Source organism: Sphingobium sp. C100, assembly GCF_000508185.1.
In the GTDB taxonomy this organism is placed as follows: domain Bacteria; phylum Pseudomonadota; class Alphaproteobacteria; order Sphingomonadales; family Sphingomonadaceae; genus Sphingobium.
Genome location: NZ_AYOY01000046.1, coordinates 1 through 16,349, shown reverse-complemented (window position 1 = coordinate 16,349; position 16,349 = coordinate 1). Strand labels below are relative to the sequence as shown.

Annotated in this window: 15 protein-coding genes and 1 riboswitch; of the genes, 14 read left to right on the top strand and 1 reads right to left on the bottom strand. The window is 64.7% G+C overall.

Features of this window, described 5'->3' with window-relative positions; translation table 11 throughout:
- The first annotated feature begins 59 nt into the window (after window positions 1-59).
- From C100_RS48160 to C100_RS48155, 5 genes are all read left to right on the top strand, one after another.
- The gene (locus C100_RS48160; RefSeq protein WP_161633894.1) at window positions 60-1,154 is read left to right on the top strand and encodes a CehA/McbA family metallohydrolase; all 1,095 of its coding nucleotides are present in this window, start codon (window positions 60-62) and stop codon (window positions 1,152-1,154) included.
- A gap of 22 nt (window positions 1,155-1,176) precedes the next feature.
- Window positions 1,177-2,322: a PLP-dependent cysteine synthase family protein gene (locus C100_RS29490; RefSeq protein WP_024018642.1), complete on the top strand. Its 1,146-nt coding sequence runs from the start codon at window positions 1,177-1,179 to the stop codon at window positions 2,320-2,322.
- A gap of 47 nt (window positions 2,323-2,369) precedes the next feature.
- A riboswitch (SAM-I-IV-variant riboswitch) is annotated at window positions 2,370-2,474 on the top strand.
- A gap of 46 nt (window positions 2,475-2,520) precedes the next feature.
- Window positions 2,521-3,756: a threonine ammonia-lyase gene (locus tag C100_RS29485; protein WP_052028233.1), complete on the top strand. Its 1,236-nt coding sequence runs from the start codon at window positions 2,521-2,523 to the stop codon at window positions 3,754-3,756.
- A gap of 47 nt (window positions 3,757-3,803) precedes the next feature.
- Window positions 3,804-6,116, top strand: a complete 2,313-nt coding sequence (locus C100_RS29480; protein ID WP_031308764.1) for a transketolase — start codon at window positions 3,804-3,806, stop codon at window positions 6,114-6,116.
- 226 nt (window positions 6,117-6,342) lie between these two features.
- Complete coding sequence (locus tag C100_RS48155) at window positions 6,343-6,561, top strand: hypothetical protein (RefSeq protein ID WP_152536404.1); 219 nt, start codon at window positions 6,343-6,345, stop codon at window positions 6,559-6,561.
- 5 nt (window positions 6,562-6,566) lie between these two features.
- Here the strand turns inward: C100_RS48155 and C100_RS29475 are convergent, their stop codons facing one another.
- Window positions 6,567-6,899 carry a hypothetical protein gene (locus C100_RS29475; RefSeq protein WP_031308762.1) on the bottom strand — a complete coding sequence of 111 codons (333 nt, stop codon included), beginning with the start codon at window positions 6,897-6,899 and terminating at the stop codon, window positions 6,567-6,569.
- A 977-nt stretch (window positions 6,900-7,876) separates the two neighbouring features.
- Here C100_RS29475 and C100_RS29470 point away from each other — a divergent pair.
- The 9 genes from C100_RS29470 to trbL all read left to right on the top strand — a co-directional run.
- A complete protein-coding gene (locus tag C100_RS29470; protein ID WP_024018635.1) occupies window positions 7,877-9,874 on the top strand; it encodes a conjugal transfer protein TraG in 1,998 nt (665 codons plus the stop codon).
- Window positions 9,871-10,359 carry a CopG family transcriptional regulator gene (locus C100_RS29465; protein WP_024018634.1) on the top strand — a complete coding sequence of 163 codons (489 nt, stop codon included), beginning with the start codon at window positions 9,871-9,873 and terminating at the stop codon, window positions 10,357-10,359. The genes C100_RS29470 and C100_RS29465 overlap by 4 nt, the downstream gene beginning before the upstream one ends.
- A complete protein-coding gene (trbB, locus tag C100_RS29460; RefSeq protein ID WP_024018633.1) occupies window positions 10,356-11,339 on the top strand; it encodes a P-type conjugative transfer ATPase TrbB in 984 nt (327 codons plus the stop codon). Before C100_RS29465 ends, trbB begins: the two co-directional genes overlap by 4 nt.
- Before the next feature lie 2 nt (window positions 11,340-11,341).
- Complete coding sequence (locus C100_RS29455) at window positions 11,342-11,767, top strand: TrbC/VirB2 family protein (protein WP_031308760.1); 426 nt, start codon at window positions 11,342-11,344, stop codon at window positions 11,765-11,767.
- Window positions 11,764-12,027, top strand: coding sequence for a VirB3 family type IV secretion system protein (locus tag C100_RS29450; RefSeq protein ID WP_024018631.1), 264 nt, complete (start codon window positions 11,764-11,766; stop codon window positions 12,025-12,027). Before C100_RS29455 ends, C100_RS29450 begins: the two co-directional genes overlap by 4 nt.
- Window positions 12,027-14,495: a conjugal transfer protein TrbE gene (trbE, locus tag C100_RS29445; protein WP_031308759.1), complete on the top strand. Its 2,469-nt coding sequence runs from the start codon at window positions 12,027-12,029 to the stop codon at window positions 14,493-14,495. Before C100_RS29450 ends, trbE begins: the two co-directional genes overlap by 1 nt.
- On the top strand, window positions 14,492-15,214 hold the full coding sequence (gene trbJ / locus C100_RS29440; protein ID WP_024018629.1) for a P-type conjugative transfer protein TrbJ: 723 nt from the start codon (window positions 14,492-14,494) through the stop codon (window positions 15,212-15,214). The genes trbE and trbJ overlap by 4 nt, the downstream gene beginning before the upstream one ends.
- Window positions 15,215-15,225: 11 nt before the next feature.
- Window positions 15,226-15,495 (top strand): hypothetical protein, encoded by a 270-nt coding sequence (locus tag C100_RS29435; RefSeq protein WP_024018628.1) that lies wholly within the window; start codon window positions 15,226-15,228, stop codon window positions 15,493-15,495.
- 5 nt (window positions 15,496-15,500) lie between these two features.
- Window positions 15,501-16,349: P-type conjugative transfer protein TrbL (gene trbL / locus C100_RS29430; protein WP_024018627.1), on the top strand; the 849-nt coding region annotated here is incomplete at its 3' end.

The window sequence follows — 16,349 nt, the reverse complement described above, 5'->3', positions numbered from 1 at the left end:
AAATCATGGGTAATGAAGGCGTATAGTATTCTCTTTAGATCTTCGACAGTGTGGAAAATATGAATAATATATTAGCTTTAATGGCGGGAGTGAGCTTCCTTCTACTCGGACATGCTGACGAGGCAGATGCGAAGAGCCCCTCTTGGTATCGAGGGAATACTCACACACATACGATAAATTCCGACGGCAACGCGGCGCCTGACAGAGTGGTGCGATGGTATCGTGAGCATGGGTATCACTTTGTGTTCGTAACTGACCACGAATACGTCACTGACGTAGGTCCGCTAAATGAGCTGATTGGCGCACGCGAGCGGTTTGTCGTGTTTGCCGGACAGGAGATCACTCAGTGGGGAGATGATCCAAAGCGTGCGGCCGCCCATGTGAACGGACTATTTTCAACTACGGTCATATGGCCGGTGGGAATCCGTAAATGTCTTGGATCAGGCTGCGGAGCGCATGCGCCTGCGAGCACGTCGTTAGCCGAAACCTTCAGAACAAACATCGCCGAAATCGTTTCTCAAGGCGCAATTCCGCAAATTAATCATCCAAATTATCGTTGGGCGGTCAGGCCTGAAGACCTTGCCGACACTCCCGACTTCACGCTGCTAGAAATCTGGAACGGGCAAGGTCGGATAAACAATCTCGGGGGCGAGGATGAGGCGGGTGTCACTCGTCCGTCTGCAGAAGGCTTTTGGGATATCTTGCTATCGCAAGGAAAGATCATCTGGGGCGTCGGCGCGGATGACAGCCATGACTTTGGCGATGCGCCCGATCCCGATGGCGCTGCGCCTGGACAGGCATGGATCATGGTTCGTGCTCCTGAATTGACAGCCTCAGCCATTCGTCGCTCAATTGAGCGCGGAGATTTTTATGCGTCCACCGGGGTCGAGTTGGAGGACATCCGCGCGGATGACGCAAGCCTTGCACTGAGGATTGCTGAGAGTCGTCCCGGTGCGGCGCGCTTCAAAACGCGATTTGTCGGTACCGGCGGGAGGGTTCTGGCAGAAGCGGCGGGCACGTCGCCGGTTTATCGCTTCCACGGGGGCGAGAACTACGTTCGCGCGATTGTGACCGACAGCAATGGCAATCAGGCGTGGACCCAGCCGGTGTTTCGCGATTCCCGCCGAGAGAGGGTTTCGAAGCGTGCCGATTAAAGGCCGACCTGTGGGAGCTTCGATGATCCATGCCTATAGTAGCTCTCCGGCGCGAGATTGCGCAGCGAATTTCAACAGCACTCGAACTTGGACGGCACGTGCCGTTGCATTCCTTGCCGAGGAGCGGCGGCGGGCGGCAGACACACCTTTGATCCGCATCGATCTGCCCGAGTTTCCTGGGATTGATCTTTACCTCAAGGACGAGTCCACGCACCCGTCAGGAAGTCTGAAACATCGATTGGCGCACGCGCTTTTCCTGCATGCCATTTGCAATGGGGATATCGACCAGGCGACGTTGATCGTCGAAGCGAGTTCTGGATCGACGGCAATCTCAGAAGCATGGTTCGCTCGGGAGCTCGGGCTCGAATTTGTAGCGGTCGTGCCGACATCCACCGCGCTCGCCAAGATTGAGGCGATCCAGGCGATTGGCGGCGAGGTCCAAACGGCGCCGCTCGGCGAAGATATTTGCGAACATGCACGGCGTATTGCTTGCGAGCGCGGCGGGCACTTCATGGATCAATTCCGCCGTGCCGCCGAAGTCACCGACTGGCGCGGGAGCAACAACATCGCCGAAAGCGTGTTTGCTCAGTTGCGAGATGAACCCCATCCGATGCCCGATTGGGTTATTGTCGGCGCGGGCACCGGGGGTACGAGCGCGACAATCGGACGCTACATCCGTTTGCGACCTGAACTCGCGGCTACCCGATTATGTGTCGTAGACCCCGAAGGCTCCGCGTTCTTCCGTGCCTATTCCTGCAGCGACCCCGAAGCGACTGGCTGCACCAGCCGGGTGGTTGAAGGTATTGGCCGAGCTCGCGTTGAGCCAAGTTTCATGCCGAAAGTCGTCGATCGCATGTTGTCCGTATCAGACGTCTTGTCGGTCGCGGGGGCGCACTGGCTTGAGCAGCGCATTGGAAAGCGTTTTGGCCCTTCCACGGGCACCAACATCATCGGCGCATTGATGATGGCCGAAGAAATGGTCAGACAAGGCTGCGAAGGGAGTATCGTTACGCTCGGCTGCGATGGCGGCGAGCGGTACGCTTCGACTATCTATCAACCTTGCTGGTTGGCCGAACACCAGATTCCAATCATCTCAAGCACAGATTTGTCGAACAGGCTTTCCGCCAGAACTCCACGGGATCAGGCATTTCACACCGGAGGTTCATGATCACCAAATTGGCGACTTGAGGACGATTCAACAATTCACTAGTCATTTTCCAGCATCAAGAGTCGGGCCGGCGCCCGACACCAACCTGCTCCCCAGCAAGGTGGTGCCTCCAGTGGAGGGATGTGGCCGAACCGGCAACAATCGGGACCCAGCCACAGCGTCGAACTTCTCGAGGTGCGAACCACAGGAGGGACGCGCGTGACGAACATTGATTACTTGGCTGGCAGCGTAGAGGCTGTCGACGTTGAGGCAGCAGCGATCCGCATCAGCGGCCAGATCATGCAAACGCCGTGCGTCACCAGTCAGACACTGTCCGCGATCACCGGCTGCACGCTGCATCTGAAGTTCGAAAATCTACAGTTCACCGCCTCCTTCAAAGAGCGCGGCGCGCTGAACAAGCTTCTGCTGCTCAAGGATGCGGGCGACTGCGCCGGCGTCTGCGCGATGTCGGCAGGCAATCACGCCCAGGGGCTAGCATATCACGCTAAGCGTCTCGGCATTCCGGCAACGATCGTTATGCCCAAGGGCACGCCGCTTACGAAGATATCGCGCACACGCGATCATGGCGCGAACGTCGCCATCGCCGGCAACAATCTCTCCGAAGCGTTGCAAATCGCGTTGCTGACTGCCGAGAGCGAGCGGCTCGCCTTTGTGCACCCGTTCGACGATCCCGCCGTCATTGCCGGCCAAGGCACGATCGCTGCCGAGATGCTGGCTGCCGTACCGGCAATCGACACGCTGGTCGTGCCGATAGGCGGCGGCGGACTGATCTCGGGCGTCGCTGTCGCTGCCAAGGCGCTCAAGCCTGACATTCGCATCGTCGGCGTCCAGTCGCTCACCTATCCATCGATGCAGCGCGCGCTACAGGGCGAAGAGGCCATCATTCCGGATGGCATGACCATTGCTGAGGGGATTGCGGTGAAGACCGCAGGCAAGCTGACGCGCGAGATTGTGCGCAAGCATGTCGATGAGATCCTGCTCGTCGAGGAAACCAGTATAGAGCGCGCCGTCGCATTGCTGCTTTCGGTCGAAAAGACCGTGGTCGAGGGCGCGGGCGCTGTCGGGCTTGCCGCCATGCTCGAACATCCCGCGGCCTTTGCGGGTCGTACGGTCGGCACAATCCTGTCCGGCGGGAACATCGACCTTCGCGCGATCGCGGACGTCGCCATGCGCGAACTTTCGCGATCTGGTCACCTGCTCCGGTTCGATCTGCCGATCGCGGATCGTCCCGGTGCTCTCGCCGAAATCGGCACCGTGCTGGGCGAGGTCGGCGCCAACATCTTCAGCATCGGTCATGACCGTATGTCGCTAACGCAGAACCAGCGCGGCGCCGTGCTCAACGTCGTGGCCGAGGTCCAGGATCGCGGTCATGGCGAGGCGGTACTGGACGCGCTGCGTCAGCGGGCCTTTGCGCCCGCAGTGAGGGGGCTGTGATGACTGGATCGGTGAGCACGCGGATGATGGGGCATACCGAACGCGCGATGACGTCAAGTGATGAGCGGGTGACGCTCATCGAGCAGCTCGACGCACGCCTGCGCTGGCTTGCGGCCTGGACCGTTCACAGCGCCAATCAGCTGCGCGAAAGCCGTGACGGGATGAAGGTCGGTGGCCACCAAGCCAGTTGCGCCTCGATCTCAACGATCATGGCCGCACTCTATTTCACGGCACTACGGCCGCAGGACAAGGTGGCGGTCAAGCCCCATGCGGGGCCGATCCTGCATGCCATCCACTATCTGCTCGGCAACCAGGATCGCGCGACGCTGGAAGCCTTTCGCGGATTTGGCGGAGCGCAGAGCTATCCTTCGCGGACCAAGGACCGTATTCCGGTCGACTTCTCGACCGGCTCTGTGGGCCTTGGCGTCGCGATCACAGCCTTCGCCAGCTTGGTGCAGGACTATCTGATCGCTCATGGCGAGATGGCAAAGAGCGATGCCGGACGGATGATCGCTTTGATGGGCGATGCCGAACTCGACGAAGGCAATATCTATGAATGCCTGATCGAAGGCTACAAGCACGACATTCGCAACTGCTGGTGGATCGTCGACTATAACCGCCAGTCGCTCGATGCGACCACGGCCGATCGCATGTTCCGCCGCTTCGACGACATCTTCGAGACCTGTGGCTGGCGCGTCGTGACGCTGAAGCATGGCCGCTTCCAGCGCGAGGTCTTCACCCGCCCCGGGGGTAGTGCGCTGATGGACTGGACCGACAACTGCCCCAATGCCGAGTTCGCTGCGCTTACCTATCAGGGCGGCAGCGCGTGGCGCGCGCGGCTTGAGCGCGATCTCGCGAATGATGACAAGGCGCTGAGCCTTGTCGCCGGCTTCGACGACATGGAGCTCGCCCGGCTGATGACCAACTTGGGCGGTCACTGCGCCGAGACGCTGATCGAGGCTTTCGCCAGCGCGCAGGACGAGCGGCCGACGCTGTTCATCGCCTATACTGTTAAGGGCTACGGACTTCCGCTTGCGGGACACAAGGATAACCATGCCGGGCTGATGACCGAAGCTCAGATCGATGGATTGCGTAGCGACATGGGTATTACCTCAGGCGAGGAGTGGGAGCCCTATGCCGGGCTCGGCGACAATGCCGCCGCGGCGCTGAGATCGTTTGTCGAGAAGGCGCCGTTCGCCAAAACTCAGCAATCAGCTGCGCCAGCACCGCTGCCGGTGCCAGCGCTTGTCGCCCCCACAGGCTCCGAGCAGTCGACCCAGATGGCGTTCGGCAAGATATTGCTCGAGTTGGCCAAGTCCGATCATCCGCTGGCCCAGCGGATCGTGACGACCTCGCCCGATGTCACCGTCTCGACCAACCTCGGGGCGTGGGTCAACCAGCGCGGGTTGTTTCGCCGCAGCGAGCTAGCCGATGTGTTCCGGCTCGCCAAGATCCCCTCGGCCCAGAAATGGGGCGCGCATGACGCGGGCCAGCATGTTGAGCTGGGCATCGCGGAGAACAACCTGTTCCTGATGCTCGCGGCGCTGGGGCTTTCGGCGCCGTTGTTCGGCAGCCGGCTGATGCCGATCGGCACCGTCTATGATCCCTTCATTGCGCGCGGTCTCGATGCGCTGAACTACGGCTGTTACCAGGACGCCCGCTTCCTGCTGGTGGCGACGCCCTCGGGGATCACGCTCGGACCAGAGGGCGGCGCGCACCAGTCGATCAACACGCCGCTTATCGGCATGGGGCAGCCCGGCCTGACCTATTTCGAGCCGGCGTTCGCCGACGAGCTTGCCGCCTGCATGGAATGGGCGTTCGAGCATATGCAGGCCGATGACGGCGGCTCGGTCTACCTGCGCCTCTCGACCCGAAACCTCCATCAGGCCGGGCGGCATGGTGAGAGTTGGAAGGCCGACATGCTAAAGGGCGGCTATTGGCTCAAGGAGCCCAAGGGCACGCAGGCGATCGTCTATATGGGCGCTGTTGCGACTGAAGCGGTCGAGGCTTGGAACCGGATCGGCGGCGAGTGCGCCGATGTCGGTTTGCTTGCGATTACCTCGCCCGATTTGCTTCATCGGAACTGGTCTGCCGCACAAGCTACGCGGGCACGCGGAGAAACTATCGCTCACGCACATGTAGAGAACTTGCTGGCACCATTGGGGCGCGATGGCCGGATGGTCGGCGTCGTCGATGGCTCGCCCTCGGCCCTTAGCTGGCTCGGCGGCGTGAATGGTCAGCGCCTCCACGTCCGCGGCATCGATCGGTTCGGGCAGACCGGCGACCTGCCCGACCTTTACCGAGAATATGCGCTTGATGCTGATGCGATCGTGGTCGCCGCAGAGAGGATGTTCAGGTGAGGAACCAATGCGTGCTGAAGCGAAACCTGCCTCAACCTTGTGGAACTCTTGGGTCGCTAAGCCCGCGCGACTTGTGTCGGCTTGGATTTGAATCGCTCACCGCTAGATTACCGCAACGTCTTCCTCTTCGGGGATCGGGGTGGGTTCAAATCCCACGGCTGCGCTAGTTCTTGTCGCCCTTCTAGCCGCTTTCCGTTTCCTCGGAACGCAGATCAAGGAGGCGAATATGAGCAAAAAGACCAAGAAGTCGAAGTCTGAAGTCCGCGTAGACAAGCGTTGTGTGTCAAAGTCAGCATCGATCATCACCCATTTCTTCGAAACAATATGGGCGATGGGAGCTGGGGTGGCCGCGGCGATGGTTATCTCCACTTCCGCCCATTGGGCGGGGCGCGCAGGCGCCCCGCCCCTACAATCTCGCTCGGCCAGACGTCGGTTGGCCGAGTGATTAACTCATTCTTCCGCTATCTCGACAACATGCCCGTCAAGCTCGATCTCGACGATCCTGAGAACTGCGAGCAACTCCATCTCGACCATGAAGCGTCTGGCGAGCGCGCGGCGGCCGATATCGACTGCATGCCATTTGCCGCGTGAGGCTCGGTCGATCGTCAGTCGCCGGGTTCCTCGATAGTTGGCCGCTCTCGAGACGATCGTGTGTACGGTGCCGCGATCGCGCCCAATCTGTTGTTTGTTGCGAAACCGTATGCGGACACAGTGGTACTCACCGTTCCAGACGGTCATCGGACAATATCGGGTACCGTGGATTCGTAGCTTCTTGGAGCGCATGGCTTGTCCTTTCAACATGGACGAGCCCGCGCCACGGCGCACGACCTCGCCCACAACATTTGGTTGTGGAGGAGGTCAGCGGCCGCGCGTCTTTGGCGGTTCAGCCAGTCCCAGCCGTGGGGAACCGGCGTCTTATGTGACACCTATCGGTGTCGACCTGACACTAGCAATATTAGCGCCGAGGCCGATCCCTCGCAAGCATCCGGTCTCATAAGCGGCGTTTTAGTGATTTCTCTATGTGTCCCAAGGCATGGAGTTCTAGCTGCTCTGCAAAACTTGGACCGAGGAGCGCTCACAAGTTTCGATGCCTGTCACGTCATATGCAAGGCATTCGGGCGAAAGCTGCACCGGCATGGCCCTCACGCCCTGGTCTCGCAACCATGCGAACCGGTGCCGACCATCGATGAAGCCGACTCCCTCCTCATCAATCCAGATCTGACACATATCGACGGGCCACCCGCTGACTAGCCACTCACCAGCATGCGGATAGCGTTCGCCTTGGCCGCCGGGCACGCCGCCTGGTCCAACCCATTGATCACCTCGCCTCCATTGGGCATCAAATTTGGCCGGGCTAATCCAGAGGACCGGATCGGTCGTTGTGTTCGGCCAGCTCGGGTGAGGGTGGATGGATTGCCATCGCAGGACAATAGATGCGCTCATCGCCAAAAATCTGAGCGGATGGGCAACGACATGCAATGGCCAGCGTGCCGCGCGCGATGCCGGTTGGTTGCGATCGCCGCGCTCGTCATGCAGTTTCAGTCCAGTTGCGAACGGATCGGCAACGATCGCCAGAAAAAAAGTTTTCGTACGCTTCGCTTTGCTTGGCCACGTCTGCGCGCGCCGTAGCGGGCATCAATACCTTTTGGGTTGGAGGTCCAACCTCACAAGTCTTTGACCCGTCCTGACTTCTCGGCCGATCTCCGGTGCGCGGGTGCCGCATAGGGCGCCGCCCGCGCGCACGGGAAAGGCATGTCCCCATGCAGCCGACGACGGTTTTGCTTGGCCAGTTGCTGCTCGTCCTCACCTGCATTCTCGCGGGGCTGATCGCCGCGACCCAGTGGACGGCGGCGGCGCTCGGCTATCAGCCGGCGCTCGGCGCGCCGCTATTCGTCTGGCAGGGCATGCCGATCTACGAACCCTGGTCGATCTTCATCTGGTGGTTCCTGTTCGAAGCCTATGCGCCGCGGATTTTCGCGATCGGCGGCGGGATTGCTGCCGCGGGCGGTCTGGCAGGCACCCTGTGCGCGATCATCGGGTCGGTGTGGCGCGCGCGGCAGGCGCGCAGCGTCACCACTTATGGTTCGGCGCGCTGGGCCGAGCGGCGCGATCTCGACGCCGCCGGGCTGTCGGCCGATCGCGGGGTGTTCCTCGGCCGCGCCCATGGCGCCTATCTGCGCCATGACGGGCCCGAGCATGTCATGGCCTTCGCGCCGACGCGGTCGGGCAAAGGCATCGGACTGGTCGTCCCGTCGCTGCTGAGCTGGCCCGGCAGCGCCGTCATCCACGACATCAAGGGCGAGAACTGGACGTTGACCGCCGGCTGGCGGGCACGCTTCTCGCATTGTCTGCTGTTCAACCCGACCGACGCGCGCTCGGCCTGCTACAATCCACTGCTCGAAGTGCGGCGCGGCGTTCATGAAGTCCGCGACGTTCAGAATATCGCCGACATTCTGGTCGACCCGGAAGGGGCGCTCGAGCGGCGCTCGCACTGGGAAAAGACCAGCCACGCGCTGCTCGTCGGCACGATCCTCCACATCCTTTATGCCGAGGAGGAAAAGACCCTCGCGCGGGTCGCCGGCTTTCTGTCCGATCCGGCGCGTTCGTTCGAGCGCACCTTGCTCGTCATGATGGAGACGGCGCATCTCGGCGATGCCGGTCCGCACCCGGTCATTGCTTCGGCGGCGCGGGAGCTTCTCAACAAGAGCGACAATGAACGATCGGGCGTGTTGTCGACCGCCATGTCGTTCCTTGGTCTTTACCGCGATCCCACGGTGGCGGCGGTCACCTCGCGCTGCGACTGGCGCATCGCCGATCTGATCGAGGCCGAGGCGCCGGTTTCCCTGTACCTGGTCGTACCGCCATCGGACATCTCGCGCACCAAGCCGCTGATCCGGCTGGTCCTGAATCAGATCGGGCGGCGTCTCACCGAGAGCCTCGATGGTTCGGACGGCATCGCCCGGCGCCACCGCCTGCTGTTGATGCTCGACGAGTTTCCGGCGCTGGGCCGGCTCGACTTTTTCGAATCCGCGCTCGCCTATCTCGCCGGCTACGGCCTGCGCGCCTTCCTGATCGCCCAGTCGCTGAACCAGATCGAGAAGGCCTATGGCCCGAACAATGCGATCCTCGACAATTGTCATGTCCGCATCGCCTTCAGCAGCAATGACGAGCGCACCGCCAAGCGCATCTCCGACGCGCTCGGCACCGCCACCGAGCTGCGCGCGCAGCGCAATTATGCGGGGCACCGTCTGTCACTGTGGCTCGGCCATCTCATGGTCTCGCGCCAGGAGACCGCGCGCCAGCTGCTGACCCCTGGCGAAGTGATGCAGCTCCCGCCCGACGACGAGATCGTCATGGTGTCGGGCCATCCGCCCGTGCGCGCCAAGAAGCTGCGCTATTATGCCGACCGGACCTTCAGCGGGCGCGTCATCCCGCCGCCCCCGCTGTCCGCGTCGGGATATGCCGACCGTCCGGGCGAGCGCGCCGACGACTGGTCGGGCCGTCCGGCGCTCGCGGTGTCCCCCGCCGCGGCTGCCGGGCGCGTGGGGGTTGGCGAGGTTGACGACGCCGGCGGTCTGCGCCGCCAGCCCGAACTGGAAATGGCGGAACCCGATGTCGCCGCCGAGCGGACCGGCGATCTCGCGGTGCTCGACGACGAGGCCGACGACGACGCCGCGGCGCGGTGGAGCGTCGCGCAGGGCTTCACCCGCTCGGCGCGTCTTGCTGCGCTCGATCCCGATGACGGGATTCCGCTATGAGCCGCCGCACCCGTCTCAATATCTTCCTCGAGCCCGACCACGCCCGGCGCCTCAAGGTGCTGGCCGCGACCAAGGGCGTATCGCAGTCGGGCGTGATCGCCGCGGCGCTCGCCTCCTTTCTGTCGTCCGACGGCGCCGACCGGCGCGAGGCGGCGATCGCCAAGCGCCTCGACCGCATCCATCATCTCTTCGAGCGGGTCGAACGCGACCAGACGATCCTGATCGAAACGCTCGCCCTGTTCGTGCGCCTCTATCTCGCGACGACCACGCCGCTCGGCGCGGGTCAGCAGGATGCCGCCCGCGCGCAGGGCCGCGCCCGCTTCCAGGAGTTTATCGAACAGCTTGGCCGCCATCTCCAGCGCGGCAACAGCCTCGTGCGCCAGGTGCATGAGGAGGTCTTCGCCGACGATGCGAGCTTCGTGCGCCTCGACGACGTCGCCGAACCCAATGTCGCCGAGCATCTGAACCGGAGCGCGGCGTCATGAACGCCTACAAGCCGATCGCGCCCGCGCAGGCGATGGCGGACCGGCAGGTGCGGATGCTGCGCACCGCGCTGGGCGACACGATCACCGCCGCGCTCGACGATGCCGAAGTGGTCGAGGTCCTGCTCAATCCCGATGGCTCGGTCTGGGTCGATCGCCTGGGGTCGGGGCGCGAGCATACCGGCCTGACCCTGCCGGCTGCCGATGGCGAGCGGATCATCCGGCTGGTCGCCGCGCATGTCCGCGTCGAGGTGCATGCCGGCATGCCGATCCTCTCCGCCGAACTGCCCGTCACCGGCGAGCGCTTCGAGGGCGTGTTGCCCCCGGTCGCGTTCGGACCGGCCTTCGCGATCCGCAAGCGCGCCGCCGGCGTCATTCCGTTGCTGCGTTATGTCGAGGACGGGATCCTGACAGCCGCGCAGGCGGGCCTGCTTCGCGAGGCGGTGCGATCGCGCGCCAACATCATCATCGCCGGGGGCACCTCGACCGGCAAGACGACGCTGGCCAATGCGCTGCTCGACGAGATCGCGCATCTCGGCGAACGCGTGCTGCTGCTCGAGGACACGGTCGAGCTGCAGTGCGCGGCGCGGGACACCGTGGCGCTGCGCACCAAGCCGGGCGTCGCCTCAATGACCGAACTGGTGCGCTCGACGCTGCGCCTGCGGCCCGACCGGATCATCGTCGGTGAGGTCCGCGGCCCCGAGGCGCTCGATCTGCTCAAGGCATGGGGCACTGGCCATCCCGGCGGCATCGCGACGCTCCACGCCGGCTCCGCCGTCGGTGCGCTGCTGCGGCTCGAGCAGCTTATCCAGGAAGCGGTGGTGACGGTCCCGCGCCCCCTCATCGCCGAGACCGTCGACCTCATCCTCTTCATCGCCGGGCGCGGCCGCGCGCGCCGGGTCGACGACATCATGCGCGTGCGCGGCCTCGACAGCCAGGGCGGCTACCGCCTCGAGCCCCTCACTCCCGGAGATCCACAATGAAGATGTTACGCCGTTCCGCCGAACCGGCTTTCCGCTTTTCCGTAAATCCGCACATCCGCTGGGGCGCGGCGGTGCTGTTGTTCGCGCTGTGGAGCGGACAGGCCCATGCCGGCGGCTCGTCGATGCCGTGGGAGGCGCCGCTCCAGTCGATCCTCGAATCGGTCGAAGGGCCGGTCGCCAAGATCGTCGCGGTGATCATCATCATCACCACCGGGCTGACCCTCGCCTTCGGCGATACCAGCGGCGGCTTCCGCCGGCTCGTCCAGATCGTGTTCGGCCTGTCGATCGCGTTTGCCGCGTCGAGCTTCTTCGATCCCGGCGGCGGCTTCCGCCGGCTCGTCCAGATCGTGTTCGGCCTGTCGATCGCGTTTGCCGCGTCGAGCTTCTTCCTGTCGTTCTTCAGCTTTTCGGGCGGGGCGATGATATGAGCCTTCCCGACGGCTTCGAAGTGCCCGTGCACCGCGCGCTCACCGAGCCCGTCCTGCTCGGCGGGGCACCGCGCGCGCTGGCGATCGTCAACGGCACGCTCGCCGCCGCGATCGGCATCGGTCTCCAGCTCTGGTTCGTCGGCATCGGCCTGTGGGCGCTGGGCCATGTCGTCGCGGTCTGGTGCGCTCGCGCCGATCCCGATTTCGTCGAGGTGCTCGGCCGCCACCTGAAGCACAAGCCGCATCTGGGGGCGGGATGATGCTGAACCTCGCCGAATATAGCCGCCGTCCGGCACGACTGGCCGATTATCTCCCTTGGGCGGCGCTGGTCGCGCCGGGCATCATCCTGAACAAGGATGGCAGCTTCCAGCGCAGCATGCGCTTTCGCGGTCCCGATCTCGACAGCGCGACGGCGGGCGAACTTGTCGCCACGACCGCGCGGCTCAACAATGCGCTCAAGCGCCTGGGCTCGGGTTGGGCGCTGTTCGTCGACGCCGATCGCCGGGCTGCACCGAGCTATCCCGACAGCGCTTTCGCCGATCCGCTGTCCGCGCTGGTCGATGCCGAGCGCCGCGCCGCCTTCGCCGGCGAGGACGAGGAGACGCCGGCGCGCCACTATGAAAGCCGCTATCATCTGACCCTCGCCTGGCTGCCGCCGCCCGAGACGCGGGCGCGGGCACGCGGCATGCTGATCGAGGGCGGCGCCTCGCGCGACGTCGACTGGCGCGAACAGCTCGCCGCCTTCGACGCGGAAAGTGCGCGCATCGCGGCGCTGGTTGACATGATCATGCCCGAGGCGGCGTGGCTCGATGACGCCGAAACGCTTGCCTATCTCCATGGCACCGTTTCTTCGCACCCGCAGCCGGTCGCGGTCCCGGACACCCCGGTCTATCTCGACGCGCTGCTCGGCGCCGACGATTTCACCGGCGGTCTCTCGCCGATGCTGGGCGATCGCCACTTGCGTATGCTGACCGTGCGCGGGTTTCCCGCCGCGACCTGGCCCGGCATGCTCGACGATCTCAATCGTCTCGGCTTTCCTTATCGCTGGGCGACCCGGTTCCTCTGCCTCGACCGCGACGAGGCCGAGCGTCAGCTCGTCCGGCTGCGCCGCCAGTGGTTCGCCAAGCGCAAGGGCGTCGTCTCGCTGCTGCGCGAGGTGATCTACAATCAGGAAGTCGCGCTGGTCGACAGCGATGCGGGCAACAAGGCCGCCGACGCCGATCTCGCGCTGCAGGAACTGGGCACCGACGCCGTGGCCTTCGGCTACGCGACCACGACGATCATCGTCTCGTCGAGCGATGCCGCCGCAGCGGCCGAACGGCTCCGCGCGGTCGAGCGGATCGTCCAGGGCCGCGGCTTCGTCACCATGCCCGAGACGCTGAACGCGGTCGAAGCCTGGCTGTCGACGGTCCCCGGCCATGCCTATGCCAATGTCCGGCAGCCGCTGATCTCCACCCTCAATCTGGTCCATATGCTGCCCGCCTCGGCGGTGTGGGCCGGCCCCGAGCGCAATGCGCATCTGGGCGGCCCGCCGCTGATCGTGACCCGCACCGACGGCGCGACGCCGTTCCGCTTTTCGCCGCATATCGGCGATGTCGGCCATATGCTCGTCGTCGGACCCACCGGCGCCGGCAAATCGGTGCTGCTCGGCCTCATCGCGCTCCAGTTCCGCCGCTATCCGAACGCGCGGATTTTCCTGTTCGACAAGGGCGGCTCAGCGCGCGCGACGATCCTCGGCATGGCCGGCGAGCATTATGATCTCGGCGCCACGCATGGGGATGAGGATAGCGGCGAGGCGGGACTGGCATTTCAGCCGCTCGCCCGTGTCGATGAGGAAAGCGAACGCATCTGGGCGGCGGACTGGTTCGCGGGTCTCATCGTGCATGAAGGCGTCGCTCTGACGCCCGAAGTGAAGGACGCGATCTGGACCGCGCTCGCCAGCCTCGCTTCGGCGCCTATGGCCGAACGCACGCTGACCGGTCTCGCCGCGCTGCTCGCGTCCAACGCGCTGCGCCAGGCGCTCGCGCCTTACACGCTCGCGGGACCGCATGGCCGCCTGCTCGACGCCGACCGCGACCGGCTCGGCACCGCCGACGTACAGGGCTTCGAGATGGAGGAACTGATGCACAGCCGGTCGGCGGTGCTGCCGGTGCTGACCTATCTCTTCCACCGGCTCGAGCAACGCTTCGACGGCACGCCGACCCTGCTCATTCTCGACGAGGCCTGGGTGTTTCTCGACGACCCGCTGTTCGCGGGCCGTATCCGCGAATGGCTCAAGGTGCTGCGTAAGAAGAATGTCGCAGTGATCTTCGCGACCCAAAGCCTCGCCGACATCCAGCGCTCCTCGATCGCGCCCGCGCTGATCGAAAGCTGCCCCTCACGTTTGTTCCTGCCCAATCCGCAAGCGACCGAGCCGCAGCTGCGGGCGATCTACGAAGGCTTCGGGCTCAACACCCGCCAGATCGCGATCATCGCCGAAGCGACGCCCAAGCGGGACTATTACTACCAGTCGCCGCTCGGCAATCGGCTCTTCGATCTCGACATCGGTCCGCTCGCCTTGGCGTTTCTCGCGTCCGCGGGTCCCGCCGACCAGCGCGTCATGGACGGGCTGATCGCTCGCCACGGTCCATCGCGCTTCGCCGCCCATTGGGCGCGTCATCGCGGCCTGCCCTGGGCGGCGGACCTGCTTGAGCCGTCAAATCAAGGAGAGAAGGAGACTGATCAATGAAGAAGCATCTGTTGCTCGCGGCGGCCGCCGCGCTCTGCCTCACCGCACCGGCCTCGGCGATCCCGGTGTTCGATACCACCAACTATGCGCAGAACCTGCTCACCGCCGCGCGCACGCTCACCATGATCAACAATCAGGTGCGCCAGCTTCAGAACGAGGCGCAGGCGCTGCTCAACGAGGCCCGGAACCTGACATCACTGCCGACCAGCGCGATCGCCGAGCTGCAGGCCAGCATGCGCGAAAGCCAGCGCCTGCTCGATCAGGCGCGCGGCCTCGCCTTCGATGTCGCCGATGCCGATGCGGCGTTTCGCCGCGCCTATCCCGACGCCTATGCGACGACCGTCGGGCGCGATCGCCTCGCGGCCGATGCCCGGGAGCGCTGGAGCAATTCGCTTGAGGCGCTGCGCACCGCGACCCAGGTGCAGGCGCAGGTGGCTACCTCGCTCCAGCGCGACGAGGCGACGCTCGTCGATCTGGTCGGGCGCAGCCAGGGCGCGGTCGGCTCGCTACAGGCGATCCAGGCGACCAACCAGCTGATCGCGCTGCAGACCCAGCAGTCGATGCAGCAGCAGCGCCTCGCGCTCGCCGAAGGGCGCGCGACCGCGCTGGAAGCCGCACGCGCCGTCGCCGCCGAGGAACGCGGACGTGAAAACCGCCGTCGGTTCGCTGGCGACGGGGCGGCTTATACGCCCGCGTCCGTCACCATGTTCCACGACTGAGGAGGCCGACCATGCGCCACCTTCCTAGCGCTGCGGCGCTCGCCATCCTGTTGCCGCTCGCCGCCTGCGGGTCCGAGCCGGCGCGGGAGACGCGGCGGTCCGTGCCTGCCGAAACCGGGCCCAGCGATGACCCGGCGACCGTGCTCGCGGCTGATCCTGAACGGCTGAAAACGCTGCGGCGCGAGTGCCGGATCGACCGCGAGGCGGTCGGCACCGAGACCTGCGAGGCCGCGGCGCGCGCGACGCGGATGCGCTTCATGGGCGAAGTGGGCGGGCGCTGAGCGACATGGAGGATCTCAATGTCATCGATCGCTTCCTCGACATCTTCGCGCGCTATATCGACAGCGGCTTCGGCCTGCTGGGCGGCGAGGTGGCCTGGCTGGCCGCGACGCTGATCGCGATCGATGTCACGCTGGCGGCGCTCTTCTGGACCTTCGGCCAGGCCGACGACCTGTTCGCGCGGCTGATCAAGAAGGTGCTGTACGTCGGCGCCTTCGCCTTCATCCTCAACAACTTCAACTGGCTCGCTAGCATTGTCTTCCGGTCCTTCGCCGGGCTCGGCCTGACCGCCTCCGGCTCCGGCATGACCGAGGCCGAACTGCTCCAGCCCGGACGCCTCGCCGCCGCCGGCGTCGATGCCGGGCGTCCGCTGATCGACCAGATCGGCGAGATGAGCGGCTTTCCGGATTTCTTCTTCAACGTCGACATGATCGTCGTGCTCTTCGTCGCCTGGGTGATCATCGTCATCGCCTTCTTCATTCTCGCCGTGCAGCTCTGCGTGACGCTGGTCGAGTTCAAGCTCGTGACGCTCGCCGGATTCGTGCTCGTGCCCTTCGCCTTCTGGAACAAGACCGCGTTCCTCGCCGAGCGGGTGCTCGGCACGATCGTCTCGACCGGCATCAAGGTCCTGGTGCTCGCCGTGATCGTCGGGATCGGCTCGGGTCTGTTCGAGGAATTCCGGATGCCGCCGGGGAGCGAGGTGACGCTCGATCACGCGCTCGCCACCTGCCTCGGCGCCCTGACCTTGCTTGGCCTCGGCATCTTTGGTCCCACGATCGCCAGCGGCCTTGTCGCGGGCGCACCGCAGCTGGGCGCCGGATCGGTCGCAGGCACCGCGATGGGCGTGGCGGGGATC